This is a genomic window from Streptomyces sp. NPDC056580 (assembly GCF_042793175.1).
Taxonomy (GTDB): Bacteria; Actinomycetota; Actinomycetes; order Streptomycetales; family Streptomycetaceae; genus Streptomyces.
The window spans coordinates 451236-476438 of record NZ_JBHTVE010000006.1 but is presented as its reverse complement, the minus strand read 5'-3'; the positions used below and the strand labels follow the sequence as shown (position 1 = coordinate 476438).

General features: G+C 70.8%; 26 protein-coding genes and 4 pseudogenes. 21 read left to right on the top strand and 9 right to left on the bottom strand.

From position 1 onward, the window contains the following. From ACFQ9Z_RS16170 to ACFQ9Z_RS16160, 3 genes are read left to right on the top strand one after another with little or no spacing between them, the layout of a single operon-like run. The gene (locus ACFQ9Z_RS16170) at nt 1–960 is read left to right on the top strand and encodes an ABC transporter permease (protein ID WP_383017030.1); all 960 of its coding nucleotides are present in this window, start codon (nt 1–3) and stop codon (nt 958–960) included. Further along, nucleotides 957–1889, top strand: coding sequence for an ABC transporter permease (locus ACFQ9Z_RS16165; RefSeq protein ID WP_383017027.1), 933 nt, complete (start codon nt 957–959; stop codon nt 1887–1889). Before ACFQ9Z_RS16170 ends, ACFQ9Z_RS16165 begins: the two co-directional genes overlap by 4 nt. Next, nucleotides 1886–3577, top strand: a complete 1692-nt coding sequence (locus ACFQ9Z_RS16160; RefSeq protein WP_383017024.1) for a dipeptide ABC transporter ATP-binding protein — start codon at nt 1886–1888, stop codon at nt 3575–3577. Before ACFQ9Z_RS16165 ends, ACFQ9Z_RS16160 begins: the two co-directional genes overlap by 4 nt. On the opposite strand, the gene ACFQ9Z_RS16155 is transcribed toward ACFQ9Z_RS16160, so the two are convergent. Beyond that, nucleotides 3572–4141, bottom strand: coding sequence for a transposase (locus tag ACFQ9Z_RS16155; RefSeq protein ID WP_383017021.1), 570 nt, complete (start codon nt 4139–4141; stop codon nt 3572–3574). The genes ACFQ9Z_RS16160 and ACFQ9Z_RS16155 overlap by 6 nt on opposite strands. Nucleotides 4142–4212: 71 nt before the next feature. Beyond that, on the bottom strand, nt 4213–5043 hold the full coding sequence (locus ACFQ9Z_RS16150; protein ID WP_383017018.1) for a helix-turn-helix transcriptional regulator: 831 nt from the start codon (nt 5041–5043) through the stop codon (nt 4213–4215). Between ACFQ9Z_RS16150 and ACFQ9Z_RS16145 the strand changes: the two are divergent. From ACFQ9Z_RS16145 to ACFQ9Z_RS16130, 4 genes and pseudogenes are all read left to right on the top strand, one after another. Continuing rightward, nucleotides 4996–5397, top strand: a pseudogene (locus tag ACFQ9Z_RS16145) (NAD(P)-binding domain-containing protein); the annotation flags it as partial. The gene ACFQ9Z_RS16150 and the pseudogene ACFQ9Z_RS16145 overlap by 48 nt on opposite strands. A 43-nt stretch (nt 5398–5440) precedes the next feature. Then, nucleotides 5441–5911 (top strand): NAD-binding protein, encoded by a 471-nt coding sequence (locus ACFQ9Z_RS16140; RefSeq protein WP_383017015.1) that lies wholly within the window; start codon nt 5441–5443, stop codon nt 5909–5911. Nucleotides 5912–5948: 37 nt separating this feature from the next. After that, nucleotides 5949–6560: a nuclear transport factor 2 family protein gene (locus ACFQ9Z_RS16135; RefSeq protein WP_383017011.1), complete on the top strand. Its 612-nt coding sequence runs from the start codon at nt 5949–5951 to the stop codon at nt 6558–6560. 14 nt (nt 6561–6574) lie between these two features. After that, the gene (locus ACFQ9Z_RS16130; protein WP_383017008.1) at nt 6575–7354 is read left to right on the top strand and encodes an SDR family NAD(P)-dependent oxidoreductase; all 780 of its coding nucleotides are present in this window, start codon (nt 6575–6577) and stop codon (nt 7352–7354) included. Here ACFQ9Z_RS16130 and ACFQ9Z_RS16125 read toward each other — a convergent pair. Then, complete coding sequence (locus ACFQ9Z_RS16125) at nt 7339–7869, bottom strand: helix-turn-helix domain-containing protein (protein WP_383017005.1); 531 nt, start codon at nt 7867–7869, stop codon at nt 7339–7341. The genes ACFQ9Z_RS16130 and ACFQ9Z_RS16125 overlap by 16 nt on opposite strands. 369 nt (nt 7870–8238) lie before the next feature. Between ACFQ9Z_RS16125 and ACFQ9Z_RS16120 the strand changes: the two genes are divergently transcribed. The 5 genes and pseudogenes from ACFQ9Z_RS16120 to ACFQ9Z_RS16100 all read left to right on the top strand — a co-directional run bounded on the left by ACFQ9Z_RS16120 (nt 8239) and on the right by ACFQ9Z_RS16100 (nt 11063). Further along, the gene (locus ACFQ9Z_RS16120) at nt 8239–8385 is read left to right on the top strand and encodes a hypothetical protein (protein WP_383017002.1); all 147 of its coding nucleotides are present in this window, start codon (nt 8239–8241) and stop codon (nt 8383–8385) included. 89 nt (nt 8386–8474) lie between these two features. Continuing rightward, nucleotides 8475–8685 (top strand): annotated as a pseudogene (locus tag ACFQ9Z_RS16115) (sigma factor-like helix-turn-helix DNA-binding protein); the annotation flags it as partial. A gap of 43 nt (nt 8686–8728) precedes the next feature. Further along, the gene (locus ACFQ9Z_RS16110; protein ID WP_383016999.1) at nt 8729–9133 is read left to right on the top strand and encodes a hypothetical protein; all 405 of its coding nucleotides are present in this window, start codon (nt 8729–8731) and stop codon (nt 9131–9133) included. Further along, nucleotides 9130–10437 (top strand): caspase domain-containing protein, encoded by a 1308-nt coding sequence (locus ACFQ9Z_RS16105; RefSeq protein WP_383016996.1) that lies wholly within the window; start codon nt 9130–9132, stop codon nt 10435–10437. The genes ACFQ9Z_RS16110 and ACFQ9Z_RS16105 overlap by 4 nt, the downstream gene beginning before the upstream one ends. A 218-nt stretch (nt 10438–10655) precedes the next feature. Next, nucleotides 10656–11063, top strand: a complete 408-nt coding sequence (locus ACFQ9Z_RS16100) for a hypothetical protein (RefSeq protein WP_383016993.1) — start codon at nt 10656–10658, stop codon at nt 11061–11063. Nucleotides 11064–11414: 351 nt separating this feature from the next. On the opposite strand, the gene ACFQ9Z_RS16095 is transcribed toward ACFQ9Z_RS16100, so the two are convergent. Further along, a complete protein-coding gene (locus tag ACFQ9Z_RS16095; protein ID WP_383016990.1) occupies nt 11415–12239 on the bottom strand; it encodes a GNAT family N-acetyltransferase in 825 nt (274 codons plus the stop codon). Nucleotides 12240–12505: 266 nt separating this feature from the next. After that, a complete protein-coding gene (locus tag ACFQ9Z_RS16090; protein ID WP_383016987.1) occupies nt 12506–12868 on the bottom strand; it encodes a hypothetical protein in 363 nt (120 codons plus the stop codon). A 2-nt stretch (nt 12869–12870) separates the two neighbouring features. On the opposite strand from ACFQ9Z_RS16090, the pseudogene ACFQ9Z_RS16085 reads away from it, so the two are divergent. Further along, nucleotides 12871–13086 (top strand): annotated as a pseudogene (locus ACFQ9Z_RS16085) (decarboxylase); the annotation flags it as partial. 250 nt (nt 13087–13336) lie between these two features. Here the strand turns inward: ACFQ9Z_RS16085 and ACFQ9Z_RS16080 are convergent. After that, nucleotides 13337–13596: pseudogene (locus ACFQ9Z_RS16080) on the bottom strand (IS1380 family transposase); the annotation flags it as partial. A 54-nt stretch (nt 13597–13650) separates the two neighbouring features. Beyond that, the gene (gene ppk2 / locus ACFQ9Z_RS16075; RefSeq protein ID WP_383016984.1) at nt 13651–14607 is read right to left on the bottom strand and encodes a polyphosphate kinase 2; all 957 of its coding nucleotides are present in this window, start codon (nt 14605–14607) and stop codon (nt 13651–13653) included. 919 nt (nt 14608–15526) lie between these two features. On the opposite strand from ppk2, the gene ACFQ9Z_RS16070 reads away from it, so the two are divergent. The 5 genes from ACFQ9Z_RS16070 to ACFQ9Z_RS16050 all read left to right on the top strand — a co-directional run bounded on the left by ACFQ9Z_RS16070 (nt 15527) and on the right by ACFQ9Z_RS16050 (nt 20278). Beyond that, nucleotides 15527–15757, top strand: a complete 231-nt coding sequence (locus ACFQ9Z_RS16070) for a hypothetical protein (RefSeq protein ID WP_383016981.1) — start codon at nt 15527–15529, stop codon at nt 15755–15757. A 7-nt stretch (nt 15758–15764) separates the two neighbouring features. Further along, nucleotides 15765–16796 (top strand): serine hydrolase domain-containing protein, encoded by a 1032-nt coding sequence (locus ACFQ9Z_RS16065; RefSeq protein WP_383016978.1) that lies wholly within the window; start codon nt 15765–15767, stop codon nt 16794–16796. Between the two features lie 369 nt (nt 16797–17165). Further along, the gene (locus ACFQ9Z_RS16060; RefSeq protein ID WP_383016975.1) at nt 17166–18212 is read left to right on the top strand and encodes a hypothetical protein; all 1047 of its coding nucleotides are present in this window, start codon (nt 17166–17168) and stop codon (nt 18210–18212) included. A gap of 282 nt (nt 18213–18494) precedes the next feature. Then, complete coding sequence (locus tag ACFQ9Z_RS16055) at nt 18495–19541, top strand: permease (RefSeq protein WP_383016972.1); 1047 nt, start codon at nt 18495–18497, stop codon at nt 19539–19541. Further along, on the top strand, nt 19538–20278 hold the full coding sequence (locus ACFQ9Z_RS16050) for a TIGR03943 family putative permease subunit (protein WP_383016969.1): 741 nt from the start codon (nt 19538–19540) through the stop codon (nt 20276–20278). The genes ACFQ9Z_RS16055 and ACFQ9Z_RS16050 overlap by 4 nt, the downstream gene beginning before the upstream one ends. 350 nt (nt 20279–20628) lie before the next feature. On the opposite strand, the gene ACFQ9Z_RS16045 is transcribed toward ACFQ9Z_RS16050, so the two are convergent. Beyond that, on the bottom strand, nt 20629–21957 hold the full coding sequence (locus tag ACFQ9Z_RS16045; RefSeq protein ID WP_383016966.1) for an ATP-binding protein: 1329 nt from the start codon (nt 21955–21957) through the stop codon (nt 20629–20631). Between the two features lie 41 nt (nt 21958–21998). Further along, a complete protein-coding gene (locus tag ACFQ9Z_RS16040; RefSeq protein ID WP_383016963.1) occupies nt 21999–22670 on the bottom strand; it encodes a response regulator transcription factor in 672 nt (223 codons plus the stop codon). 152 nt (nt 22671–22822) lie between these two features. On the opposite strand from ACFQ9Z_RS16040, the gene ACFQ9Z_RS16035 reads away from it, so the two are divergent. The 3 genes from ACFQ9Z_RS16035 to ACFQ9Z_RS16025 are packed head-to-tail and all read left to right on the top strand — an operon-like array spanning nt 22823 to nt 25148. Beyond that, on the top strand, nt 22823–23476 hold the full coding sequence (locus ACFQ9Z_RS16035) for a DUF4956 domain-containing protein (protein WP_383016960.1): 654 nt from the start codon (nt 22823–22825) through the stop codon (nt 23474–23476). After that, nucleotides 23473–24291, top strand: a complete 819-nt coding sequence (locus ACFQ9Z_RS16030) for a polyphosphate polymerase domain-containing protein (RefSeq protein WP_383016957.1) — start codon at nt 23473–23475, stop codon at nt 24289–24291. Before ACFQ9Z_RS16035 ends, ACFQ9Z_RS16030 begins: the two co-directional genes overlap by 4 nt. Continuing rightward, nucleotides 24288–25148, top strand: a complete 861-nt coding sequence (locus ACFQ9Z_RS16025; RefSeq protein WP_383016954.1) for a phosphatase PAP2 family protein — start codon at nt 24288–24290, stop codon at nt 25146–25148. Before ACFQ9Z_RS16030 ends, ACFQ9Z_RS16025 begins: the two co-directional genes overlap by 4 nt. Nucleotides 25149–25203 lie beyond the last annotated feature (55 nt).

Genomic DNA, 25203 nt, shown 5'->3' with positions numbered 1-25203 from the left:
GTGCGCCGCTATGTGATCAAACGGCTCGCGCAGGCGGTCGGGGTGCTGTGGGCGGCGTACACGGTCTCGTTCCTGGTGCTGGACTATCTGCCGGGCGACCCGGTCACGGCGATGGCCGGTGCCGGGATGGACTCGGGCCAGGTCGATCCGAAGCAGATCGTCGCCCTGCGGCACGAGTACGGCTTCGACAAGCCGGTGCCGGTGCAGTACGCCGAGTACCTGGGGCGGTCGGTGCGCGGGGACTTCGGCGACTCGGTGTCCACCGGCCGCCCGGTCACCTCGACGCTGGCCGACGCGCTGCCGCAGACACTGCAGCTGACCGGCGCGGCACTGCTGCTCGCGGTTGTCCTCGGTGGCGGTCTGGCGGTGCTGGCCACCTACACCTCTGTACGCGGCCTGCGTCAGCTGCTGCTGTCACTGCCGCCGCTTGGGGTGTCCGTCCCGACGTTCTGGGTGGGGTTGCTGCTCGTCGAGACGTTCTCCTTCCGGTTGCAGTGGTTCCCCGCGTTCGGCAACGGCGGAGTCAAGGGGCTGGTACTGCCGGCGCTGACTCTGGCGGTGCCGACCGGCGCGCAGATCGCGCAGGTGCTCGCCAAGAGCCTGCTCACCGCGCTGGACCAGGCGTATGTGGAGACCGCGCGGGCCAAGGGCGCCGGCCGGTGGCGGGTCCATCTGCGGCACGCGCTGCGCAACGCGTCCCTGCCGGCGCTGACAGTCGTCGGCCTCCTGGTGGGGCAGCTGATCGCCGGTTCCGTCGTGGTCGAGACGGTGTTCTCCCGCGACGGCCTCGGCCGCGTCACCGCGGCGGCGGTCACGGCCCAGGACATCCCACTGGTCCAGGGGGTGGTGGTGTTCGGGGCGCTGATCTTCGTGACGACAAACCTGGTCATCGACCTGGTCTATCCGCTCCTCGACCCGCGGATCGTGGTGGCCTCGGACAGGAAGGCAGCCTTCGCATGAGCCAGAGCCTTGTGCCCGACATCGACGACCCGGCCGAGGCGGCACCGGGACCAGCCCGCCCGGTCGAGGCGGGGACCGATCCTGATTCCGGGCGCCGCGTGGAGGTACGGCGACTGCTGCGGTTCCTGCTTCTCCGCCCGGGACTGGTGATGTCGGTCGTCGTCCTCGTGCTGGTGGTGCTGGCCTCGTTCCGGCCCGGCCTGTTCACCTCGCAGGATCCGCTGAAGGGCGTGCCGTCGCAGAACTTCCGCGGCCCGAGCGACCGTCACTGGTTCGGCACCGACGAGTTGGGCCGCGATGTGTTCTCGCGGGTCGTCCACGGCGCCCAACTGTCGCTGAAGGCCACGCTGATCGCCGTGCTGGTGGCCTTCGTGGTCGGCGGCCTGCTGGGACTGGTCGCCGGGTTCGTGGGCCGCTGGGTGGACGACGTCCTGATGCGCTTCGTCGACGTGCTGCTGTCCATCCCCGCGCTGTTCATGTCCCTGGCCCTGGTCACCGCGCTGGGCTACGGCACGGTGAAGGTGGCGGTCGCGGTCGGCATCGCCAGTGTGGCCGCGTTCGCGCGGGTGGCGCGCGCGGAGGTGCTGCGAGTGCGGCAGGCGACGTTCGTGGAGGCGTCGCGAGCGAGCGGAGCGCGCTGGTACTCGGTGCTGGGCCGGCATGTGCTGCCCAATGCGGCGGGCCCGGTGATCGTGCTGGCCACCCTCGACTTCGGCTCCTCCATCCTGGCCGTGTCGGCGCTGAGCTTTCTCGGCTACGGGGCGCCGCCGCCGGCCCCGGAGTGGGGGACGTTGATCTCCGACGGTCGCAACTACCTCGCCAACGCCTGGTGGCTGACCGCACTGCCGGGGCTGGCGATCGCCGCGACCGTGCTGGCCGCCAACCGCATCGCCCGGGCCTTGGACGGCGAATGGTCCCGGCAGCGATGACTGACGAACGTGAGAACGGTGAGAACGTGAGCACACCCCTGCTCCAGATACGCGGCCTGTCGGTGTCGTACCGCACCCGGGGCGGCACGGTCGAGGCCGTCCGGGGCGTGGACCTCGACGTGTGGCCGGGACAGGTGACGGCGGTGGTCGGCGAGTCCGGCTCCGGCAAGAGCACGACCGCGCACGCCATCACCCGGCTCCTGCCGGCGAACGGCAGCATCGAAGCGGGCACCGTCCGCTTCGGCCGGCACGACCTGGCCACCTTGTCGGAGGCGGAACTGCGCACCGTACGCGGGAGACGCATCGGACTGGTCCCCCAGGATCCGACCGTCTCCCTCAACCCGGTCAAGCGCATCGGCGACCAGGTCGCCGAGGTGCTGCGCATCCACGGTCTCGCGACCCGTCGCTCGGCCCCCGCAGAGGCGGTCGCCGTCCTGGACCGGGCCGGACTGCCCGGCGCCGCCGTCCGGGCCCGGCAGTACCCGCACGAACTGTCCGGCGGCATGCGGCAACGGGCACTGATCGCAATCGCCATCGCCGCACGGCCCGAGCTGATCATCGCCGACGAGCCCACCAGCGCCCTCGATGTCACCGTGCAGCGGGTCATCCTCGACCATCTCCAGCGCCTCACCGCGGAGTCGGGCACCGCCGTCCTGCTCGTCACCCACGATCTCGGGGTCGCCGCCGACCGGGCCCAGCGGCTGGTCGTGATGTCGCGAGGCAAGGTGGTCGAGGCAGGTCCCACCCGTGACGTCCTCGCCGACCCCCAGGACGACTACACCCGGCGCCTGCTGGCCAGTGCCCCGAGCCTTGCGACCGCCCGGCCCCGCACCCCGGTCTCCCTCCCCAAGGCGGACGCGGCACCTCTGGTCGAGGCACGCCACCTGGTCAAGGAGTTCAGACTGCCCCACGCCGGAGACGGGCCCCGCACCCTGCGCGCCGTCGACGACGTCAGCTTCACCCTCCACCGGGGCCGGACCCTCGCCCTGGTCGGCGAGTCGGGCTCGGGCAAGTCCACCACCGCCCGCCTGGTGCTCCGGCTCGCCGACGCGATCGCCGGACAGATCCTCTTCGACGGCACCGACGTCACCGCCGCGCGCGGCGCCCAGGCCCGGCAACTGCGCCGCCGCGCCCAACTGGTCTACCAGAACCCCTACGCCTCCCTCGACCCCCGCTTCTCCATAGCCGAGGTGATCACCGAGCCGCTGCGCGCCTTCGGCGTCGGCGACCGCGCCTCCCGGCTCGCCCGCGCCCGCGAACTGCTCGACCGGGTGGCGCTTCCCTCCGCCGCACTGGAGCGCCGGCCGGCGGAGCTGTCCGGCGGACAGCGGCAGCGCGTGGCGATCGCCCGCGCCCTCGCTCTCTCCCCCGACCTGGTGGTCTGCGACGAGCCGGTCTCCGCCCTCGACGTGTCCGTGCAGGCACAGGTACTGGACTTGCTGGTCGAGTTGCAGGCCGACACAGGGGTGGCCTACCTGTTCATCTCCCACGACCTGGCCGTCGTACGCCAGATCGCACACCAGGTCGCCGTCATGCGGGCCGGCCGGATCGTCGAGACAGGGCCGCCGGAGGAACTGTTCACGCGCCCCCGCCACGCCTACACCCGCGAACTGCTCGCGGCGATCCCCGGCGGCGGTGCTCCCTCCCGCGCCCCCGAGACCACCACGAGCCGAGGACCAGCGTCATGAACACACACCCACCATCACCTCGTTGGCTTTCCCACCCCGGGCGACTTCGCCGACGACGACCCCTGCGCCGGCCCGGAGGAGACCCTCCAGCGTCCCGGCGTCATAGCCGCGGGTCACCGCGCCGACGGTGGCGGCGGCCTTCACCGACTGCGAATCGATGATCGCGGCGGTGGGCGCCTGCTTCTTCCCGGCCAGGGCGCGCAGCATTGTGCGCAGCCGGCCGTAGAGCTCCTTGATGAAGTCGTTGTCGCGCCAGCGGCGGAGGAACCGGTACACGGCCCGCCACCTGGGGAGGTCGGCGGGCAGGCTGGCCCAGCGCACACCCTCGGCGACCAGATAGCGCACCGCATCGATCAGCTGGCGGTGGCAACAGCCCTCCGGGCGGCCCCCTTGTCCGTTCAGCCAGGCCGGGACGGGCAGCAGTGGCCGCACGATCGCCCACTCCGCGTCGGTGAGGTCGGAGCCGTAGCGGCGGCTCCGGTCCGGCTGGCCGGCGGCATTCCCGAGCCAGTGTGCGAGGCAATCGCACGACATGCCGGAACCGGACGCGGACGGAGCAAGCACGCCACCGTGGGACACCAGGGCCGCCTGGAAGTTCGAGCAGCAGCCGTATCCCTCGGTTCGTAAATCGCTTCTTACCCGACGAGCGACTGCGTCCCGATGACGTTCAGGAGCGCCAGCCGGTCGGCGTCCTCGGTGCCGGGCTGGGCGGAGTAGACCATGATCCGCAGGTCGCTGCCGGTGACGCTGAGGATGTCGCAGTCCAGGGTCAGCGCGCCGACAACGGGGTGGTCGACGGTCTTGCGGGCGGCCTGGTGCTCGCCGACCGCGCCCGACTCCCACAGCGTCTCGAAGTGGGCGCTGCGACGGCGCAGTTCGGCGATGAGGGCCTTGAGGTTTCCGTCGTCGGGGTAACGGGCGGTGGTGCGGCGCAGGTCGGCGACGAGGGAGGCCTGCAGGGCGCCCCTGGATTCGGGCGTCTGGCGCACGCGGCTGTCGGGGTTGAGGAAGTTGCGCCAGACGCTGTTGAGGTCGTCGCCCTGCCATTCGCCCATGAGAGCCGTGTAGAGGGGGTTGGCGAGCAGTTGGTTCCAGGCGGCGTCGAAGACGGCGACGGGTGTGCCGGTCAGGCGGTCCAGCATGCGGTGGACGCCAGGGGTGATGTGCCGCGGGACCATGCCGGGCCCGGGCGGCGCGAGGCCGGCCAGGCGGAACAGGTGGGCGCGTTCGTCCTGGGTGAGCCGCAGGGCGCGGGCCAGGGCTTCCACGATCTGGGGTGAGGGGCTGGTGGCGCGTCCCTGTTCCAGCCGGATGATGTAGTCGGCGGAGATGCCGGCCAGCTGGGACAGTTCCTCGCGGCGCAGCCCGGCGGCACGCCGGCGCCCCCCGCCGGGCAGGCCGACGGCCTGGGGCGGGACATGATCGCGCCAGTGGCGCAGGGCCGCGCCGAGTTCTGTGGTCGCCATACCGTCGATTGTGGCAAATGCGTCGATGACCAGCCTGGTACTGCCGTTCCCAGGAAAACCGGTCTACTGGCTGGTCGCACGGTCCTCGCCGACCGTGGAGGCATGACACGAGCACGATTCCCTGAACGACCCGTCGTAGGGTTCATCGGGCTGGGTGACCAAGGCCTGCCCATGGCCACCGTGATCTCCGAAGCCGGCTTCCCCCTGCACGCCTGGGCCCGGCGCCCCACCTCCCTGGACGGCCTCGCCGAGGTCCCCCACCAGCGGCACGACACGCTCAGTGAGCCGGCCGCCGCCTGCGACATCGTCTGCTTGTGCGTGGGCACCGACGACGACGTCCTGCGGCTTGCCGATCAGCTACTCGAAGACCTTCGTCCCGGCGCCATCGTGGTCAACCATGGCACCGGCCTGCCCGGCCGCGCAGGAGCGCCGGCTGACCGTGATGGTCGGCGGTCCGCAGTCCGCGGCCGAACGCTGCACGCCGGTGTTCCGCTCGTTCTCCCGCCATGTGGTGCACCTCGGTGGCGCCGGAGCGGGTCAGACGGCAAAGCTGTTCAACAACGCGCTGCTGATGTTGAACCAGGCGGCGATCGCCGAGATCGTCGAACTGGCCACCCGGCTGGAGCTGGACCCCGCCCGGCTGGTGGAGATCCTGAAGCTGGGCAGCGCCGCCAGCGCGGCCCTGTCCCTGCTGAACACCATGGTGCGGCCCGACAACGTCGACCACCTCTCCGCCGTCGAAGCCCTCGACATGCAGCTGTTCGACCAGGCCATGCGCCAGGCCGGAATCGACTACACCCCGGTCACCGAGCGCGGCCTGGCCGGCGCACACGGGCTCACTCAGCTCGTGCACCGCCTGAGTGCCTGAACCACGACCGCCTTCACTCCGCACAAGGAGGGCCCCGATGTCGGCCGACGGCGTGACGCAGCTGGTGCTGCGCGAACGCCAGAGCCGGGACCGCGGCCGGTACACCGGGATGGCGGCCTGCTTCGCCGACGACTCCATGGTCCAGATGAGCTGGTTCACCGGCAGCGGAGCCGAGTTCGCCCGCCAGACCCGCGCTGTGGCCGGGCGCGGCGGCTACGCCGTGCACCGGCTCGGTACACCCGCCGTCCGCATCGAAGGCGACCGTGCACTGGCCGAACTGCCGCTGATCATCGAGTGGCGCATCGACGTCCACGGCACGGAGGCGGATCTGGCCTCCGCCTGCCGCTCGCAGTACCGAGCCCAGCGCGGCACCGACGGCCACTGGCGCGTCGCCCGGACCACCTCGATCTACGAGAAGGACACCCTCGTCCCCGTTCTGCCGGGCGCCCGGCTCACCGTCGACCCGGAGGAGCTGGCCCGCTACAGGCCCTCCTACCGGTTCCTGGCCTGGTACCTGAACCGCAAGGGCTACACCGTCGGCGACCACCACCTCGGCCACGACCGGACCGAGGCCGTCGCTGAGCACTACCGCGCCGAACACGCCTGGCTCCGCCAGGACCCCACCCCGGCCGCTTCGGCCACCCTCTGAAAGGAAACACTCCCATGAGCAAGCTCGCCCTCGTCACCGGCGCCACCTCCGGCATCGGCAAGGCCTTCGCCGAACGCCTCGCCGCCGACGGCTACGACCTGATCATCGTCGGCCGCAGCAAGGACCGCCTGGAGGAGTTCGCCACCGCCCACCCCGAGGTCACCGTCCGCACCGTGGCCGCGGACCTGTCCACCGACATCGGCGTCGACACCGTCGCCGACATCTGCGCCACCGAGCCGCTGACCATGCTCGTCAACAACGCCGGAGTCGCCCACTACATGCCGCTGGCCCAGCTGCCCGCAGACAAGGCCCGCGAACTCGTCCACGTCAAGGTCGTCGCACCGACCATGCTCACCCGCGCCGCCGTCGCCGGCATGCAGGAACGCGGCGAAGGGAAGATCATCAACGTGGCCGGGATGATCGCCTTCAGCGCTCCCGCCGACAGGTCCGTGATGCCCCGCCGCGCCGTTTACGCCGGCAGCCTGGCCCACCTCGTCGCCATGTCGCAGACTCTCAGCGCCGAGCTGGAGGACACCGGCGTCCAGGTCCAGGTGCTGTGCCCGGGCGTGGTCGCCACCGAGTTCCACACGCGCCAGGGCCTCGACATGAGCGTCGTACCCCGCATGAGCGCCGAGGACGTCGTCACCGCCGGCCTGCGCGGCCTCGAACTCGGCGAGGTCGTCTGCGCCCCCGGCGTCGAGGACGCCGGCCTGCTCGACGCCGTCTTCCAGGCCGACCTCGCCGCGTTCGGTGGACAGAGCCCCGCTCTCGCCTCCCGCTACCGGGCCAGCTGAACCAGGCCCCCGGCCCCGGCCATGCGGCCGGGGGCCTGGCGACACGGGAACTGCCGCCTGTCGGCTACTCGAACAGTTTGGAATTCGCTTCTGAGGCCAGCGCGCAGTAGGGAGGACCTGCCGCTGCCCGAGGCACCGAACACGGCGGGGAACCGGCGGACACGGGTCAGTTCGACCAGGCGGTCGGTGAGCTCGTCACGGCCGAAGAACAGATCGGCGTCGCCCGGCTCGTACCGGGCCAGACCCCGGTACGGAGGCTCGGCGTCCTCATCCTCGGCGCGGGCCTCCGCCGCTACTTCGGCGGCCGCCTGCCGCCAACGCTCCTCCCACTCCTCCGGATCACCGCCGCACGCCCTCACGTAGGTCAGCACGACGGGCAGGGCCGGCAGCCGCTCACCACCAGCAGCCTGCGAGAGAGTGCTTACCCCCTGACCCGCGCGCTGCGCCATGACCCGGTAGGTCGGGCTTCCGGCTTCGGCCCGGAGTTTGCCCAACTCGGCCGCGAACCGCGCCACCGGCCCGGTGCTGGGATCGAGTGGGCTCTCAGGACGTCCCGCCATCGACAGCTCACCTCTCCAGCCGCCCGCTTCCCCCGTGGACGCGGCGCGAGGCCCGACAAAGTACGCAATCTCCTGGCAGAGGACGACCCGAAGCCCCCTCTATCGGCCGACGCCGCAGCGCCACGCCCCGTGACCTGCAGCGAGTCCATTGTTCGGGGCGGCGAAACCGGCTGCCCATTCAATTCCCGACCCGCTGAACTCGGTGATGCACGGCGGTCGCCCAGGCCCAGGGTCAGTCGTCGGACGGCTCAAGGGACCTCCGGCGCACACACACGTGGCCAGGCGGCCCACCACCCGAGTGAAGCACTGAAGGAGCCAGCGTTCATGAGCGAGAGCGAACAGACACCGCCTTACCCGCAGGGCGGCGCGGGGGTCTTCGACGTCGACCCCGACCAGACCGGCGTCAGCCAGGACCCCGCCCACGAGGTCACCTCCGACCTCGACGCACTCCCCGACGACATGGAGCTCTGAGACCTGCCATGGGAACCGCACAGGGAATGATCGCCGCCGCCCGCAAGCTGCTGGGCACCACCGAGCACCCGCCCGAGGGGTAACTGCCGCAGCGCCCCGGCCAAGAGACGGCCGCCGCCCTCGGCATGGCGCCTGGAACGGTCAAGAGCGCTCTGCACCGTGCTCTCGCCCGGCTCCGTCAGGAGTTGCGGCGCCGCGACCCCGACTCCGCTTCGGCGCCGGCAGCCGGCCGTGGATGCCCACCGGCCAGCCGCCGGGCACGCTGATGCAGGGGCCGCACCGCAGCGCCAACGGATGTGAGAAGTCTGGGATGTTCAGCCACCACGGTTGGCACCATGGCCCCATGGAGAAACGCGAGGACAGCCGAACGCCGTCTGGGGGCTGCACGTTGAGGTTGCAGGTATCGGCTGAGCGGGGTGTGGAGGCGGAGGCGCATCTGGTGTCGCTGCGGGATTGGCTGGCTGCGGAAGAGACGCTGCGCGGCCGGGTGGAACTGCTGGCCCGCACGCCGCAGCCAGGGCAGATGGGGGCCGCGCTGGACGTGCTGGCGGTCGCGCTGGGTTCCGGCGGAGCGGGAGCCGTGCTGGCTCGTTCCTTGTCGACCTGGCTGGTGCAACGCCGTGCGGACGTCACCGTGCGCATGAGCCGCGGCGATGGGCGGGAGGTCACCGTCGAGGTCCGCCGGACCAGCGATGCGCAGGCGGTGATCGGTGCGGTCGGGCAGCTGCTGGAGGGCGGGGAGGAGTGAGGCAGAGCGCGCCGCGCTTCCCCGACGGTGCCACTTCCCGGGCGGTCCTCATCGGGTGCAGCGATTTCACCGACATTGATCTGCCCGCGATTCCCGCCGTGGGCGCCAACCTCGCGGGCCTTCGCTCCGCGCTCACCGACCAGACGCACGGCATTCTGCCGCCGGAACACTGCCGGGTGCTGGCCGACCCGGCCGACCACCGCAGCGTCGGTGCGGCACTCGCCCAAGCGGCACGCGAGGCTGAGGACCTGCTGCTCGTCTACTACGCCGGACACGGACTCCTGGACGAGGACGGGCTGCTCCACCTTGCACTGTCCTCCACGGATCCCGGTCACGTCGGCTTCACGGGTGTTCCGGCCGACCTGGTCAAGCGCCACCTCGGCCGGGCCCGGGCACGCCTGCGGGTCCTGGTGCTGGACTGCTGCTTCTCCGGCCGCGCGGTGGCCGCCATGACCGAATCGGGCAGCCTGCTGTCGGCCCAACTCGACGTGAGCGGCACCTACACCCTCACCTCCACCACGGCCACCGCACCCTCCCACGCGCCGCCCGGGCAGCGTCACACCGCTTTCACCGCCGCCCTGCTGGATGCGCTGAGCCATCCCGAGCCGCTCACTCTGGACGACATCCACCAGCACGTCGACACCGTGCTGCACGGGATGGGGCTGCCGCGACCTCAGCGTCGCTCCGTCAACGCCGCCGGGGAACTCGCCCTCGTCCGCGGCCCCGTGCGGCCGCACGCAGGGCCGCCGACCGGCGGTGAGGGAGAGATCCGTTTCCGTGAGCCGCCCTCAGAGCCCCCGACCAGGCACGACACCATCAAGGCCGTCCTGCTGCTTACTGTCGTCACTGCGGCGATGACGCTGTTCGGTGGAGGGCGCGTGACCTTGATCTGGGGCGCCGTCGCAGCCCTCGTCTTGGGTCCGGTCCTCCTTGTGAACGTCCGCCGAAGAGATGTCCACTACGACCTTGTCGTCGACGGGGACGGATTGCGGACCGAGCACGGCACGCGTACGGCTCATGTGCCGTGGACGGACATCGAGTGCGTGGGGGTACTACGCAGGGCGCCGGGTACGGTATCGATCGCCAACGTGCTCATCGTGCGGCTCAAGGCCGACGCTCCGCGGCCGCCAGGGTTCCACAAGAGGCTCAACCAACGTCTCCCGGACCGGCGCTACGTCATCGCGGGAACGCTGGGTACCTACGGCGCCGACCCCATGCGCCTACGCTCGGCGATCGAACGCTTCGCCGGCGGTATCTACCGCACCGACCAACAGCTACTGGAGATGGACCCACGGCTGCGTTGAACACGGATGTCCGCGCGGCCGAGAAAGGCCGACGCTCTCCGCTCGTGTCACTTGCGCCCGGTTCCAGCCACTGAGCCGTCGATCCCCCGCCCGCCGCGCCCCGGCCGTCCCGGAAGGCGGCCCGGGCGCGGCGTACCAGCCCCGCACCCGCGCCGCAGCCACCCGACGCACCGCGACGACAGCCGCCTGATCCGGGCAGCTCCTACATCCGACCGCTGATGAGGCTCCCCTGCAACGGCGGCACCGCGGACCGGGCGTCGGTCATCGACGAGGTGCCCGCGGCGTTGCGCCCACTTCTGGACGAGCCCGCCTTCCAGGACGAGGGCATCGATGCCCCTAGGATCACCGCCTGCCTGTGGCAGGAGAGCGGCGACACCGTCTGGCGCACCGGCTCGGCCATCGACTTCCCCGCGGGCAGCGAAGACCCGGACGGCTCGGGCTTCCTCTTCCACCTCCTCACAGACCGTTCCGCTGAGACCGTTCAGGCATGGTTCGAGAGCTACTACGAACGCCCCGTTCCCCTCGACGCCGTCCGCCACGTCCTCGCCGGACACGCCCTCACCCCCGCGGTTGCCAGGGCACTCAACCCGGCCGCCCACCTCCCGGACAGCGCCGCCGCACAGTGATCGGCGTAGCTGAGAGTGACGGAGGCCGCCGGTGCCTGGAGACACCGGGCCGGGCCGCAGGGGTGGAAGGGTGGCCGCCTGTTCCCGCAGGCGCAGCTCGGCGTAGATCTTGTCGGAGGCGGCGTCGGTGCGGGAGTTGCTGTGTCTTCCCCTCCCGTCCGTAGTGGGCGGCGGCAGTGTAGGCGCGCACGACGTGACGGGCCTGGGCCGGCTGCGTGGCACGCTGCACGGGCACGCCCGGGTCGTCGATGCCGCGCTCGCGGTCGCGCTGGCAGTCGGTGATATCGGGTTCGAGGCCGCGGGCACTGGGAGGCCAGCCGGCCGATGCGGGCTTCGACACCACAGCCTCGTCTAACCCCGCATCCCAGACGGCGTCGGCGGCCTGGTGAAAGTGAGCAGCCGGTCGACCTCGATGAAGTCAGCGAACAGATACGTGCGCAGGGCAGCGGCGAGATCCCACTCCGGGGCATCATGAGACTCATCCAGGTAGACGATCGTCTCGCGAGCACCGAACCCGTGGAGCACGTCCATAGCGTTGCCCAAAAGACCCAGGGGCAGGTCCAGGCCGCAGGCATCCGGGGCGACCGTGAGGCTGCGGATCACGCCGACCCCGCCGACAGGACGCCCTACGATGGCCTGGGCCAGCACCCGCCCACAGCGGCGGACCTCAAGACGCTTGCCGGGCGGCGAGACGGTGTCCTTCAGCACCACGTCCCCGAGGTGGGGCAAGCCTGCGACGGGAAGCTCGGCACGCAGATACCGGCACCGCCCCAGACCGGTGAAGCCCACAGCCAGGAGGGCTTCGTGCGTAGCCCGGCCTCGGCGCTCCGGCAGACCTATCAGGCCCCCGGTGAGGGCGGAAGCGAGCGGGAAGGCGTACACGAGACGGGCGCCGCTCCATTCCAGAGCCCGAGCGATCAAAGTCGCGGCCGTCTCGAAGCTGTCACGGCAGTGCAGCCACAAGATCAACGATGCGTCGTCGTAGGGGCGCCCGGCACAGCAGACGATGCCGCCAATGCCGCCATCGGGCGTGCACCGCACAGTAGTGACAAGCCCGTCCAGCGCCGCCCACGCAGCCGGATCAGATACTGAGCGGCCGGCCAGCGCGTCGTCGAGCATCAAAGCGGTGCAGATCGGCTGCCCAGGCAGCCGATCTTCCGCAAGCAACTCAAGCACCGCCGCCTCATCCGCCGACTCATACGGACGGAGACGGGGTGATCGGAACCGGCTCAAGCTGATCGCCACGTCATACCTTTCGGGAGTTTTCGGTCTTATCCCAGCTTCCTCCCCACAGGGCCAGCGACGCCAGCCCCCACCAGACCACCGTTGGCCTGTGCCTGGTACGGCCTCGCAACCTGGCTGCCGCCGGCCGCCGGGCCAGGCGCCACACGGAGCCCCCCGAGCGCTGCCCGTCATCACCCTGACTGCGGTGCGGTCCACTGTCAGGCGTCGTAGGGCTGGCGGAGGGTCCAGTGGGCGGATGTGAAGGCGTCTGTGGACGCGCCGCTCCGGGCGACCATTTCGTCCATCGCGCCTGGGCGTCGGTGGCACGCGATGACGCCGAAGAGGTCGAACAGCACGATGGGTCGGCGGGGGGACATGGCGAGGGTCCCCGAGGTCCGGTGGTGGGTGTCAGGGCGGTGGGGCAGGGCGCGGGCGAGGGAATCCGGGGATGTCAGGGCGTTGGTGCCGGCGGGGGCGAGGACGACGCTGGTCGCGCCGCCCGCGTGGCGGGCGTTGATCGCCGCGCGGGCCTGGTGGGGCGTGCCGGCGATGCTCAGTTCGCGGACCCAGTCGGCGGGCATGGTCCGCCTACGACCTCGACGACGCCGCGGTGAAGAAAGCGGGCATCGCCTCCGCCCGCCGCACCATCGTCGCCACCGACGCCGCCAAACTCGGCCGCACCGCCTACGCCTACGTCGGCCCCGCCACCCTCCTGCACACCCTCGTCACCGACACCACCGCACCCGTCGAAGACGTAGCCGCGCTCGAGGGGGCGGGCACCACGGTTAAGACCGTCTGACCGAACCGCCGTGCGGGCGCGCCGCCCCGGCGGAGGCCGGCCTCGTGGCCCGCTTCCCGCTCACCTGGGTCCCGACCTTGCCGGGATCCGCGCGCGAGCCTCCGCCTGCGGCTTGTCGTGCGCTCAGCCTGGTCGGGCAGCTGAGTGCCGGCCTTCCAGCGGAGTGGCCGCGGCCCGGGCTCGGTGTGAGACGTCTCGGTCCCGGCGGTGTCAGCGTCCCCGCGCTCCGCACGCTCATCGGGGAGGCCCAGGTGTCCGGCGACGATGCTCCGGCCAGCTTCCGGACGCGCTCGCGCGTTCTGGCTCGCGCCGACCGGATCACGGTCAGGGCCTTCGGGGCGCCGCGGCCAGAGTGCCGACGAGGCGGGAGACGGTCGGGGCGGAGGCCACCGGGCCGAACACGGCCGGCTCGGCCCGCGTCATTACGACATCAGCCAGGCAGTCCCCGCCCAGCGCGACCGCCAGGGCGCTGCGTCGCAGACGTTGCGGAGCATGAACGCGGCCGGCCTTGCCCGAGAGGCGGCAGGGCCTGCCGTGTCGGACGGGCCCTGGAGGGGTGGCGGGTCAGTCGCTGCCGGGGTGCTTGCCGGGGACGCCGACACCGGGTGAGAGCGGCGTGGGCGAGAGAGTGGTGTCCTCCTCACCGGGTTCCAGCAGGGTGTCGGCGGCGCCGACGATGAGCGGGTCGGGTGTGCCCACCGCCTCGTGGTCCTTGCTCGCGTAGTCGATGCGCGACAACAGACTCCGCATGGTCTCCAGTCGGGCCCGCCGCTTGTCGTTGCTCTTGACGACGGTCCAGGGGGCGTGGGAAGTGTCCGTGGCGCGGAACATGCCGACCTTCGCCTCGGTGTAGGCGTCCCAGAGGTCCAGGGACGCCACGTCGGTGGGCGAGAGCTTCCATTGGCGCACCGGGTCGACCTGCCGGATCGCGAAGCGTGTGCGCTGCTCGGAACGGGACACCGAGAACCAGAACTTCACCAGCACGATGCCGCTGTCGACCAGCATCCGCTCGAAGGTCGGGCACTGCTCGAGGAACAGCTCGTACTCCTCCTGGGAGCAGAAGCCCATCACGCGCTCCACACCGGCCCGGTTGTACCAGGAGCGGTCGAAGAACACGATCTCCCCGGCCGTCGGCAGCTGCGCGACGTACCGCTGGAAGTACCACTGGCCCGCTTCGCGTTCGGTGGGCTTGTCCAAGGCGACCACGCGTGCGCCGCGCGGGTTGAGCCGCTCGGTGAGCCGTTGGATCGTGCCGCCCTTGCCCGCCGCGTCACGTCCCTCGCACACGACGACAACGCGCGTGCCGGTGTCCTTGACCCAGCGCTGGAGCTTGAGCAGCTCGATCTGCAGCACCCGCTTGGCACGCTCGTACTCCTGGCGTCCCACCTTCCGTTCGTAGGGGTAGTTCTCTCGCCACGTCCGGATGGGGCGCCCCTCCGCGTCCAGCACGATCGGCTGCTCCCGCCGACTGGCGTCCACAGTCAGTCCATCGAGCAGCTTCATGGCGTCTTGCGCGTTCATCAACTGGCATTCCGTTCGGCTCTCGCGGTCGGTCCAAGGGAGACACGAGTGCCCCGTCCGACCCCGCCCATTGGTGGCGCCGCGATGGACGACACCGACCACCGCGAGAGCGGTCGCCGACCCAGGGCCGTCGCGCCGAACAGTTCACGGAACGCGAGGGTTGACCGGGCGGCCGGCCTTCACGGCCTGCTCACCGCCGAGCAAACGGGCCTGCGGGACTTCCGGGCGGCTACGCCCGCGGTCTCGACGAGGCTGACTCAGGCCCCGCGCTCTCCCGTACCCGCCCACATCAGGCGGACCGGCACCCAGTAGCGGTTGGCGCGGACGGCGATCTGGCTGTAGCGGTCGCCCCTGGGGTGAACACCCTCCCGGTCTCGAACGGTTTCTGCGGCAGGCCGCACCGAGCCTTGCGAAGGCCGTTCCCGCGCCTGCGGGGGTTGCTCCTACCGGTGGTGGCGGGCGCGCGATCACGACGCGTCGTCCCCGCACCCGTGGGGGTAGCTCCTCCTGGGGCGAGGGCTGGGGCGTGCGCGGCTCGTCGTCCCCGCACCCGCGGGGCCGGCTCGCGGCGCTGATTGCCCGGGGTCGGTGCGCAGTGCCCTCGCGGTCCGCTCACAGGCGCGGGCGAGCTGCCCGCGGAACCGGGCGATCCGTGAATTGGACAGCGCGTCCTGCCGCAGGGCCGCGAGCGCCTGAACCCACTCCACGGCGCGACTCCCACGCGACGGTCGACGACACGGCATCTCCGCCGTGTTCAGCTTCGCCGGGACGGGTGGCGGCGGCTGCCTCGGCCGGGCGCCAGCCGACCGATGGTGACCGGCAACCTGGAACGGGGCGCGGCCCTCGCGACAGCTTTCGCACCCCACCGGTGCGGTCAACTGAAGTTGACGGAGAAGAGTAGGTCAACTAAAGTTGACGCATGGCTGGAGTTGATATCTCGTCGATCACCGACAATGCCGATCCCCTCGAAGCACTGCGCGAGGCAGCCGCGCTGCGCCAGCGCCTGGAAGGACAGGAAGAGGTTCTGGTGTACCGGGCGCGGGCGGCAGGGACAACGTGGACGCAGATCGCCGAGGCGCTGGGGGTCTCTAAGCAGGCCGTGCACAAGAAGTACGGCGGCCGGCGCCTGTTCGGCCGGACGGAAGCCTGACGCGATCATGACCTCACTTCTCGATGATCTGGTGCGACGAACGGCGGAGCGGCTCGGCGCCCGACAGCGGGGCGTCGTCGCGGTGGGCGCCGTACGGGGCGGGCAGTCCGCACTGCACGGCGCAGACCCCGGCACGCTGTTCGAGATCGGTTCCGTCACCAAGACGTTCACCGCGCTTGTCCTGGCACAGCTCACGGTGCGCGGCGCCGTGAGTCTGGACCAACCGCTTCGCGACCTGTTGCCCCGCGACATCCCGGCTCCGGAACGCGGCGGTGAGGTCATCAAGCTGGCTCACCTGGCCTGCCACACTTCCGGCCTGCCCCGGCTACCCAAAGGCCTCATGCCGCGGAGCCTGTTCCGGTCGGACCCCTACGCCGGCTGCACGGGCGAGCTCCTGATGGACGGATTGCGGCGCACCCGTCTGCGGTCGGTGCCCGGTACCCGCTTCCGCTACTCCAACCTCGGCGCCGGTCTGCTCGGACTCGTCCTGGCACGCCATGTCGGCACCGACTACGACACGCTTATTCAGGCAGAGATCTGCCGGCCCCTCGGTATGGCCGACACACGCGTGGTTCTCGACCCCGGACGCAGCGCACGACTGGCCGGCGGCCACTCCCGCGCCGGCCGTCCCCGCCCACCCTGGCACCTGGCCGCCCTCGCCGGCGCCGGCGGGCTGCACTCCACCGTGCCCGACCTGCTCACGCTGGCCCGGGCCCAGATCGGCCCCGCGCCCGAAGAACTCGCCGAAGCTATCGCTCTCACCCACACCACCGCCCACCGCATCAACGCCAGAGCCGCTGTCCATCCCGGCTGGATCTCTACCGACCACCCGTCCCGCGGCCGGCACCGGATCCTGTTCCACACCGGCGGAACCGGCGGTTACCGCAGTCTGCTGGCCATAGCCCCCGACGACCGAGCCGCAGTCGTCGTCCTCAACGCCAACACCCGCCCAGTGGACCGTCCCGGTCTCAACCTGCTCGCACAGATCATCGCCTCCGGGCCCGGTCCGCACCCCGCCCCTGCCTCCACCGGCGCTTGACCGGGGGTGTTTCCGAACCCCGTAATGGCAGGTCACGCGCTGCTCGTCCGGATCAAGAGCTTTGTGGAAGCCTTCGGGGAACGGTCACTGTGGCCGTTCCCCGAACGGAAACCCACGGGACTCAGGCGACGAAAGCGGCAGAAGCGCGGCCATGGGGACCAACGGAGCAGCCAGTGTCAATGAGATCGGCCGTGGCCTTGGAAACCGGCCCGGCACGGCGTCAAGGTGGTGGTCACCACCTTCATCCTCAGCACTCCGGCTATCAGGCTACCGAGCCCACGCAGCGCAGCTGACTCAGGGAACATGTCTGGTGTCAGCTGACGGGGATCGGTACACCCATTGTCATCGGCTGCTGGCAGCATCACCGCTATGAACGCCACATTCACCACCCCGCCGCGGCCGTTCGACGTCACCGCGCTCTTCCCTCAACTGGCCCCGCTGGCGCGGACGGCGACTCGGCTGCACCCGCGGCCGGGGGCGCCGACCGTGCACGACAGCTCCGTCGGCGGGCCGCTCCTGTGGCCCGCCGGCGAGCTGTGGCCGCAATGCGAAGAACCGCACGACAGGCATGCGGCGCTCAGGATCAACTCCCCGGACGACATTCGGCTCCAGCGCCGCGTCCTCGCCGCAGCGGCCGAGCGCCTTCACCTCGACCCCGAGGCACCTGAGCGGACCCCCGAGGAACAGGAGACCTTGGATCTGATCAGGGCGGGCCGCCCATGGTTCGACGGCCCGATCCCTCTCGTTCCCGTCGCCCAGTTGTACGCCCGCGACATTCCCTTCCCCTGCCCGCCCGACGCGGACCTGCTCCAAGTCCTGTGGTGCCCCTTCGACCACGAGATGGCCCACCCGAAGACCGCCCTCTTCTGGCGGTCGTCCGCCACCGTCACCGACGTCCTCGAGGCACCGCCCGAGCCGCCGATCGTCCAGGTCGGCTGGTACCTCCCGGAGCCGTGCCTGCTCTCGCCGGAGCAGGTCACCGAGTTTCCCAACCCCATGGATCTGGACAAGGAGCTTCGGGACCAGCTGGACGACATGAGCCGCTGGGAGACGATCGACCCCGCGCAGTACAACGCGTACGCGGACGATCCGGGCGAGCTCTACCTGAACAACCTCTGCACCGCCCCCGGCTGGAAGACCGGCGGCTGGACCCGCTGGAGCCCCACCGACCCCGTCGACCGCGCCTGCCCGGAGTGCGGCACCGAGGCGGTCCCACTCCTCACCATCGCCTCCTCGGAATGGGACGGCGGCAGCGCGACCTGGATCGCCGAGGAGGACCGGCCGACCCCGGGCCCGCCGCCCCTGGGCGCCCGGGACGGCAACTTCACCTTGATCGACATCACCGGCGGCAACAACCTGCAGCTCCACGTCTGCCCGTCTTCTCCGTACCACCCCCACTTCGAACTGCTCCAGTGAGCTCGTGCGGACGTCCTCCGCGCCGACGCCTACACCACAATCGACACCGCGATCGACTCTCCGGTGGGCCGCCTTGGCCAACTACCGGAGATCCGAACGACGGGCCCTTAAGCCCGCAGTCAGGCTTCGTCAACGCAGGGAGCCGACCTGCCAGCGATGGCCACGCGCCACCGCAGTCGTGGAAGTAGTTGCGCATCTTCACGGTGAGACACCGAGGCATCGCGGCCGTATGGAAGGAGAAGGCACTTACCTTCGCACGACCTTGCCGGAGGTAGCTCACTCGTGGCCATTAGCAAAGCCGCCCCGCCCGAGGCGATTTCCCAGGCTCAGGCTCGGCAACCACAGGCCGGCGGGGAGCCCGGCCGACGAGGCCAGGAGGGGTGGCACTTCAACTCCTCCCTCGCCCTGACCGTGCTCCTGCTCGTCGTTGTCGTCATGCAGGGCCCGATCCGCCGGGCACTGGCCACCCCGGTGATGCAGAGCTGGATGACGGTGTTCGTCGCGATGGTGGTCCAAGCGCTGCCGTTTCTCGTCTTCGGCGCGCTGCTGTCGGCGGCGATCGCCGTTTTCGTGCCGCCCTCGTTCTTCGCCCGCGCCCTGCCCGCCCGTACCGCCCTCGCCGTCCCGGTCGCCGGTGTGGCGGGTGCGGTACTGCCCGGCTGTGAGTGCGCCTCCGTACCGGTGGCCGGTGCACTCGTGAGGCGGGGTGTCACACCGGCCGCGGCGCTCGCGTTCCTGCTGTCCGCCCCGGCGATCAACCCGATCGTCCTGACCGCCACAGCCGTCGCCTTCCCAAACGACCCGCGGATGGTCCTGGCCCGCTTCCTGGCGAGTCTGCTGGTGGCCTGTGTGATGGGCTGGTTGTGGCAGCGCCTCGGCCGCACCGACTGGCTGCGCCTGCCCTCACACACGGAGCACACCGGCCAGAGCAAAGGAGAGAGGTTCTGGGGCTCGGTGCAGCACGACACGATGCACGCGGGCGGCTTCCTGGTCCTCGGCGCGATGGCCGCGGCCACGCTGAAGACAGCGGCTCCGGCGAGCTGGCTGCGCACGGCAGCCGGCAATCCGGTGCTCGCGGTCCTGGCTCTGGCGGTCCTCGCCGTGGTGCTGTCGATCTGCTCGGAGGCCGACGCGTTCGTGGTGGCGTCGCTGACCCAGTTCTCACTGACGGCCAGACTGACGTTCCTGGTGGTGGGCCCGATGATCGACCTGAAGCTGTTCGCGATGCAGGCGGGCACCTTCGGCCGCGGCTTCGCGCTGCGCTTCGCCCCCACCACCTTCGCCCTCGCCATCGCGGGCGCGGTGCTGACCGGGACGGTGCTGCTGTGAACCGGCAGGCACAGGCGGCGGTCCTGCTCCTGATCGGCGTGGCCCTGCTGCACGCGGGCCTCACCGACCTGTACCTGCGCTACGTCAAGGGGGGCCTGCGCCCACTGCTGCTGATGGCCGGGACGCTCCTGGCCGTGACTGCGCTGACGACGGCCTGGTACGAGTGGAAGCGCGCGCGTCGCGAGGAGCGGGGGGCCTGTACCGGTGACGAGCCCCGGGGGCACGCCCACCGCGAACCTCCCATGTCCTGGCTCCTCGTGCTCCCCCTCTTCGCCCTCATCCTCGTCGCCCCGCCGGCCCTGGGTTCCTACAGCGCGATGCGCACCGGTACAGCCCTGCAGCCACCGTACGGCTACGCGAAACTCCCGACCGGCGACCCCGTACCGATCAGCCTGGTCGACTATGCGGGCCGCGCATTCTACGACCACGGCCGTTCCCTGGAAGGCCGCAGCGTGCGGATCACCGGTTTCGTCGCGGTGGCCCACTCGGGAACCCCGTACCTCGCCCGCATGGCCCTCAACTGCTGTGCCGCAGACGCCCAGCCGGTGAAAATCGGCCTTACCGGGAACATTCCGCCAGTCCTGCAACCGAACGCATGGCTGGAGGTGACAGGCAGGTACACCGCAAAACGGACCCGGGACCCTGTGAACGACGGCCCGATCCCCTTCCTCCAGGTGACCGAAGCCAGGCCGGCACCAACGCCCCACGATCCCTACGACGAAACCTGGAACAACTGAGCGACCAGACGGTGCCGTGGGCAGCCAGCAGGAGGCCGCGCCTGTACGACTGACGAATCGTCGTCATCTCCGCGAGCGTCGGCGCGGGGCACGACAGTGCGGCTGTCGAGCAGGCCGACCAACTGCCGCGTTCCGACGACCTCACCCGTGTTCGCGACACCGTAGCGACGTCAGTAGCCGGCCACCTGCGCTCTGGCGGACCGTGTACGGGGTGATGACCACCGCCGCCTGTCTGGCCTGTCACCGCCTCGGTCTGCCTGCGATCCGGTGGCCCTTTCGGGTCGAGAATTGGCGCAGACGAAACACCCCCCGGTCCACGGAAACCGTGGTAGGGAAGAGAGACTTGCCGGTCAGCAGGGAAGACGGAGGGTGACGGCCGCTCCGCTCGCCGCGTTGTCGGCATGGGCGGTGCCGCTGTGGGCGGTGGCCACCGCGTGGGCGAAGGCGAGTCCCAGGCCGGATCCGTCGCCGGTGCGGCTGGCCTCGGCGCGGGCGAAGCGGTCGAACGCCCGCGGCAGGAACTCCGGCGGAAAGCCTGGGCCTTCGTCCGTGACGCACACACTCAGCACGCCCTCCTGGACGGTCGCCGCGACGCGGACGGTGCCCTGCCCGTGCCGCAGGGCGTTGTGCACGAGGTTGCTGACGGCCGGCCGCAGCCACCGGGCGTCGACGTCGACGGTGATGCTGGGGGTGTCGACGGCCAGATCACGACCGGCCCGCTCTGCGGTAGGTCGATGAGGGGTGACGGCGGCGTCGAGGAGGTCGGTCAGGGAGGCGGGTGCGCGGGTGATGTGGCCGGTGCTGTTGAGTTCCTCCAGGTCCAGCAGTGCGTTGGAGAGGTCGATCAGGCGCTGGACCTCGGTGTCGACGGAGCGCAGGGTCTCGGTCAGTTCCTCGGCGGAGCGCGGGCGGTGCAGTGCGACATCGAGTTCGGCGCGCATCAGGGTGAGCGGAGTGCGCAGTTCATGGCTGGCGTCCGCGACGAACCGGCGCTCGCGCTCCGCGGACGCCTCCAGACGGTCGAGCATGTGGTTGAGGGTGTGCCCGAGTCGGGTGAGTTCGTTGTCGCGGTCTGCGGGGACGTCCAAACGCAGGCTCTGTTCGCCGTCGGCGAGGGTGGCGGCCGCGGTGCGGTAGCGCTCCACGGGGCGCAGGGCGCCGCGGGCGGTGCGGTAGCCGACGTAGGAGGCGGCGATCAGGGTGAGGCCGGAGGCGAGGGCCAGCTGAGCCAGGAGTTCGCGCAGCGCTTCGTCGCGATGGCCGCGCCGGACGGCGGCGATCACGATCCGCTGGCGACCTCCGGCCGTGACGCGGTGGGCCTGTAGACGCAGGGTGTCCGGCGTGATCGGCAGTAGGGAGCCGACGTCATGTCTGAGCGTGGTCCCGTGAGCGACGGAGTTCCGTTCGGTCGGAGTGAGCAGCATCTGCCGGCGAATGGCGTGGCTGGAGTCCAGCACTCGGCCGTGTGCGCCGAGCACCTGCTGGAGACTGCCGCTGGGGCCGGGCGGGAGCTGTGCTCCGTGGCGTACTGCGCGGTCGAGGCTGCGCTGGTAGGTGGTCAGGTCGTCGTCGAGCTGCTGATCCAGGGCGGTTTTGACCCGCCAGTAGACGAAGCTCGCCGCCCCTGTGAGGACCAGTGACATGGTGAGGGCGACGGCCAGCACCAGGCGCGTGACCACGGGCAGTCGTCGAAATCGCGGGAGCAGTCGACCGGGCAGGGTCACTGTGCGGTTTCCAGGCGGTAGCCGCGTCCCCGCAGCGTCGTGATCGATGTACGGCCGAAGGCCCGGTCGATCTTGGCGCGCACCTTGGAGACGTGCACGTCTATGGCGTTGCTGCGCAGGTCGGTCTCGCCGTCCCACACCTCTTCCAGCAGCCGCAACCGTGACACCACGCAGCCGGCGTTCTCCATCAGCGCCCGCAGGACGGCGAACTCCCGCCTGGACAGGTCCAGTTCGGTGCCCGCGCGCCAGGCGCGCTGCTGGTCCGGGTCGAGGACGAGGTCACCGACCTTGAGTCGGCCGGCCGGCGCCGGGCGGCGCCGGGATATGGCGCGCAGCCGGGCCAGCAGTTCCTCCATGGCGAACGGTTTGACCACGTAGTCGTCGGCTCCCGCGTCCAGTCCGGCGACACGTTCGCTGATCGCTCCGCGTGCGGTGAGCAGGAGCACGTGGACGTCGACGCCTTCGCCGCGCAGTGTCCGGCACACCTCCACGCCGCTCATGCCGGGCAGCATCACATCCAGCAGTACGGCGTCCAGCCGCGGGTCGCGGGCGGCGGCCAGGCCGGAGGGCCCGTCGTAGCGGCCCTCGGCGGTGTGTCCGGACTCGGTCAGGTAGCGGACGACCAGATCGGTCAGGCGGGTCTCGTCGTCGACGACCAGGCAGTGCATGCCGGGCAGCGTAGCCGCTGGTCGGCCGTATCCGGACACAGGGAAGGCTTCATGGTCTGTTCATGTGACATCCCTACCGTCCTTCAGGTCGCGGTGCTCCGCGGACCGCGACCGGTCCGCCGTCCGAACGCGCCGTGACGGAAGGGACAGCCATGCACACACTGGTGCTCGCCGCCAAGGGCATCACCGACCACATCGCGGTCACCGACCTCACAGCCCGGGGCGGTCTCGACGTCATCTCGCTGCTGATCCTGGTCGGCTGGCTCTACCGCCGTCGCCCCAGCGCACCCGCGATGCCACTGGTCCTGGCCGCGCTGAACATCGGCCTGTTCGCCGCGATGAGCACGATCAGCGCCGGAAAGTTTCCCGCCGGCGTTGGCTTCGGACTGTTCGGCATCCTCTCCCTGGTCCGCCTGCGCAGCGCCGCCTTCACCCTGCGAGACGTCGCCTACACCTTCGTCACCCTCGTGATAGCCCTGTGCACGGGCCTGCCGCAGCGCCAGACGTGGCTCGTCGTCGCGCTGGACGTCGTGGTCCTGGTGGCGGTGCTCGTGGTCGACGACCCGAAGTCGTACGAACCTGCGACCCGGACCGTGAAGCTCACCCTCGACCGGATCTACCCGGACCCCTCCCGGATCGCCGAAGACGTGGCCTTCCGCTTCGGCCAGGCGCCACTGTCGGTGGTCGTGGACGAGGTGGACTACGTCCGCGAGACCACCCGGGTCTCCGCCCGCTACCCCGCCGAGCCGCAGGAACCCGCGAGCACTTCGGACGGCGAGCCGCGTGAGCCGGTGACGGTGTCATGACCGCCGGCTCTTCCCTCGCGGCCGGACTGGGTCTGCACGAACCTCGCGGTGCGACACTCGCCGAGGTGGATGCGGCCGCGGCGCTCCAGCACCGCGTGGACCGCAAGTATCTGGTCCCACTCGACCGGGCGCGCCTCCTCATCGCCCAGCTGGCCAGCAGTCATCACATCCTCGATCTCGGTGGGCGTCGTACGACGAGCTATCTGAGCACCTACTTCGACACTCCGGGGCTGGGTGCCTGGCGCGCTCACGTCCAAGGGCGCCGTCGCCGCTGGAAGGTCCGCACCCGCCTGTACGCCGAGGACGGGCTGTGCCGGGTGGAGGTGAAGACGAAGGACGGCCGCGGCGCCACGGTCAAGCACGCCCTGAAGGTCCCGGCATCCGAGTATGGCGAACTGACCCGGCACGCAGCCGAGTTCGTCGACGAGGTGCTGAAGGTGGCCCGTGTCCCAGTGACCGCCGGGGAACTGTCCGCTGCCGCCGAGGTCCGCTATGTCCGCGCGGCACTCGCCGACCTCGACCACGGCAGCCGCGTCACCCTCGACGGCGCCCTCAGCTGTCACCGCGGCGACCGGAGCGCCGCGCTCGATGCCGGGCACGTCCTGATCGAGACGAAGGGCGGGGCGCAGCCGGCATCCGCCGACCGACTGCTGCTCGGCATGGGCGTCCGGCCGGTGTCGCTCAGCAAGTACATCGTCGGACAGTCCCTGCTCACCCCGGGCCTGCCCGACAACGACGTACGCCGTCTCACCCGGAACCACTTCATCACCACGGCGAACCCCGCCCCGCTCACCGAAAGGATCCCCGCTGCATGAACGTCCTGCGCGGCATCAAATGGCCCTACGCCCTGATCGCCCTGGTCGCCGTCGCGGCCGTCGCCGTCGGCGCCCTGCGCCCGCAGCTGGTCACAGCCGCCACCTCCCCGAACCCGAAGAAGAAGCCAGGCGCGACGGACAGGATCAAGCAGAACCCGCCGCCCACGCTCTTCACCGACGCGCAGATCACCGCGATCGGCGGGGAAGCGAACGGCCAGCACAAGAAGGCCAACGCCCTGTTCACGCAGTGGAAAAAGGCACACGGCACAACCCGCGACGACAAGGCATTCGCCGCCTGGGCCGCCCAGCAGGTGCCGGCACCGCCCACGGCCGCGCAGCGCACCGCCGAATTCCACCAGGTCCAGCAGCTCGCCAAGACCCGCACGGCAGCCGGGAAGAGGGCCGCCACCTGGCTGGAGCTCCGCGGCAAGAAGGACATCTGGAAGCTCTACCTCCACGACCAGCGCGAACTGATCCCCGTGCAGCGGGGCGACACCGAGAAGGCAGAGCTCAAGGCCGCCCTGAAGATGGCCAAGGCGATCAGCGCGCAGGTCGCCGCCGCGGACAAGCAACCGGCCCCCTACGTCCTGGACCCCACCCTGCGCCCGGAGAAGCACATCAAGCCCGGCGCCAAGGGGCCCTACTCCTACCCCTCCAGCCACGCTGCCCGGGCGGCCGCTGCCGTCACCTACCTCAGCGCCCTTTCCCCGCACCGGGCCGAGGACTACCGCTGGATGCAGGGTGAGGTCCTCTACTCCCGGCTGTACATGTCCGGCCACGTCCCCAGCGACATCACCGCCGGAACGCTCCTCGGCGACCTGATCGGCGACTACGAACTCGCCGTCAGCGGCCGCTGACACCCGTCGTCGCATTCGGCGCCCTCCGCTGTGCGGGGTTCATCCTCCGGCGGGG

Excerpts from the sequence above, each read along its gene's own strand:
- ACFQ9Z_RS16165 (WP_383017027.1), top strand. The coding sequence starts at position 957 with ATGAGCCAGAGCCTTGTGCCCGACATCGACGACCCGGCCGAGGCGGCA.
- ACFQ9Z_RS16160 (WP_383017024.1), top strand. The coding sequence starts at position 1,886 with ATGACTGACGAACGTGAGAACGGTGAGAACGTGAGCACACCCCTGCTC.
- ACFQ9Z_RS16150 (WP_383017018.1), bottom strand. The coding sequence starts at position 5,043 with ATGGCGACCACAGAACTCGGCGCGGCCCTGCGCCACTGGCGCGATCAT.
- ACFQ9Z_RS16140 (WP_383017015.1), top strand. The coding sequence starts at position 5,441 with ATGGCACCGGCCTGCCCGGCCGCGCAGGAGCGCCGGCTGACCGTGATG.
- ACFQ9Z_RS16135 (WP_383017011.1), top strand. The coding sequence starts at position 5,949 with ATGTCGGCCGACGGCGTGACGCAGCTGGTGCTGCGCGAACGCCAGAGC.
- ACFQ9Z_RS16130 (WP_383017008.1), top strand. The coding sequence starts at position 6,575 with ATGAGCAAGCTCGCCCTCGTCACCGGCGCCACCTCCGGCATCGGCAAG.
- ACFQ9Z_RS16120 (WP_383017002.1), top strand. The coding sequence starts at position 8,239 with ATGAGCGAGAGCGAACAGACACCGCCTTACCCGCAGGGCGGCGCGGGG.
- ACFQ9Z_RS16110 (WP_383016999.1), top strand. The coding sequence starts at position 8,729 with ATGGAGAAACGCGAGGACAGCCGAACGCCGTCTGGGGGCTGCACGTTG.
- ACFQ9Z_RS16100 (WP_383016993.1), top strand. The coding sequence starts at position 10,656 with ATGAGGCTCCCCTGCAACGGCGGCACCGCGGACCGGGCGTCGGTCATC.
- ACFQ9Z_RS16090 (WP_383016987.1), bottom strand. The coding sequence starts at position 12,868 with ATGCCCGCCGACTGGGTCCGCGAACTGAGCATCGCCGGCACGCCCCAC.
- ppk2 (WP_383016984.1), bottom strand. The coding sequence starts at position 14,607 with ATGAACGCGCAAGACGCCATGAAGCTGCTCGATGGACTGACTGTGGAC.
- ACFQ9Z_RS16070 (WP_383016981.1), top strand. The coding sequence starts at position 15,527 with ATGGCTGGAGTTGATATCTCGTCGATCACCGACAATGCCGATCCCCTC.
- ACFQ9Z_RS16065 (WP_383016978.1), top strand. The coding sequence starts at position 15,765 with ATGACCTCACTTCTCGATGATCTGGTGCGACGAACGGCGGAGCGGCTC.
- ACFQ9Z_RS16060 (WP_383016975.1), top strand. The coding sequence starts at position 17,166 with ATGAACGCCACATTCACCACCCCGCCGCGGCCGTTCGACGTCACCGCG.
- ACFQ9Z_RS16040 (WP_383016963.1), bottom strand. The coding sequence starts at position 22,670 with ATGCACTGCCTGGTCGTCGACGACGAGACCCGCCTGACCGATCTGGTC.
- ACFQ9Z_RS16035 (WP_383016960.1), top strand. The coding sequence starts at position 22,823 with ATGCACACACTGGTGCTCGCCGCCAAGGGCATCACCGACCACATCGCG.
- ACFQ9Z_RS16030 (WP_383016957.1), top strand. The coding sequence starts at position 23,473 with ATGACCGCCGGCTCTTCCCTCGCGGCCGGACTGGGTCTGCACGAACCT.
- ACFQ9Z_RS16025 (WP_383016954.1), top strand. The coding sequence starts at position 24,288 with ATGAACGTCCTGCGCGGCATCAAATGGCCCTACGCCCTGATCGCCCTG.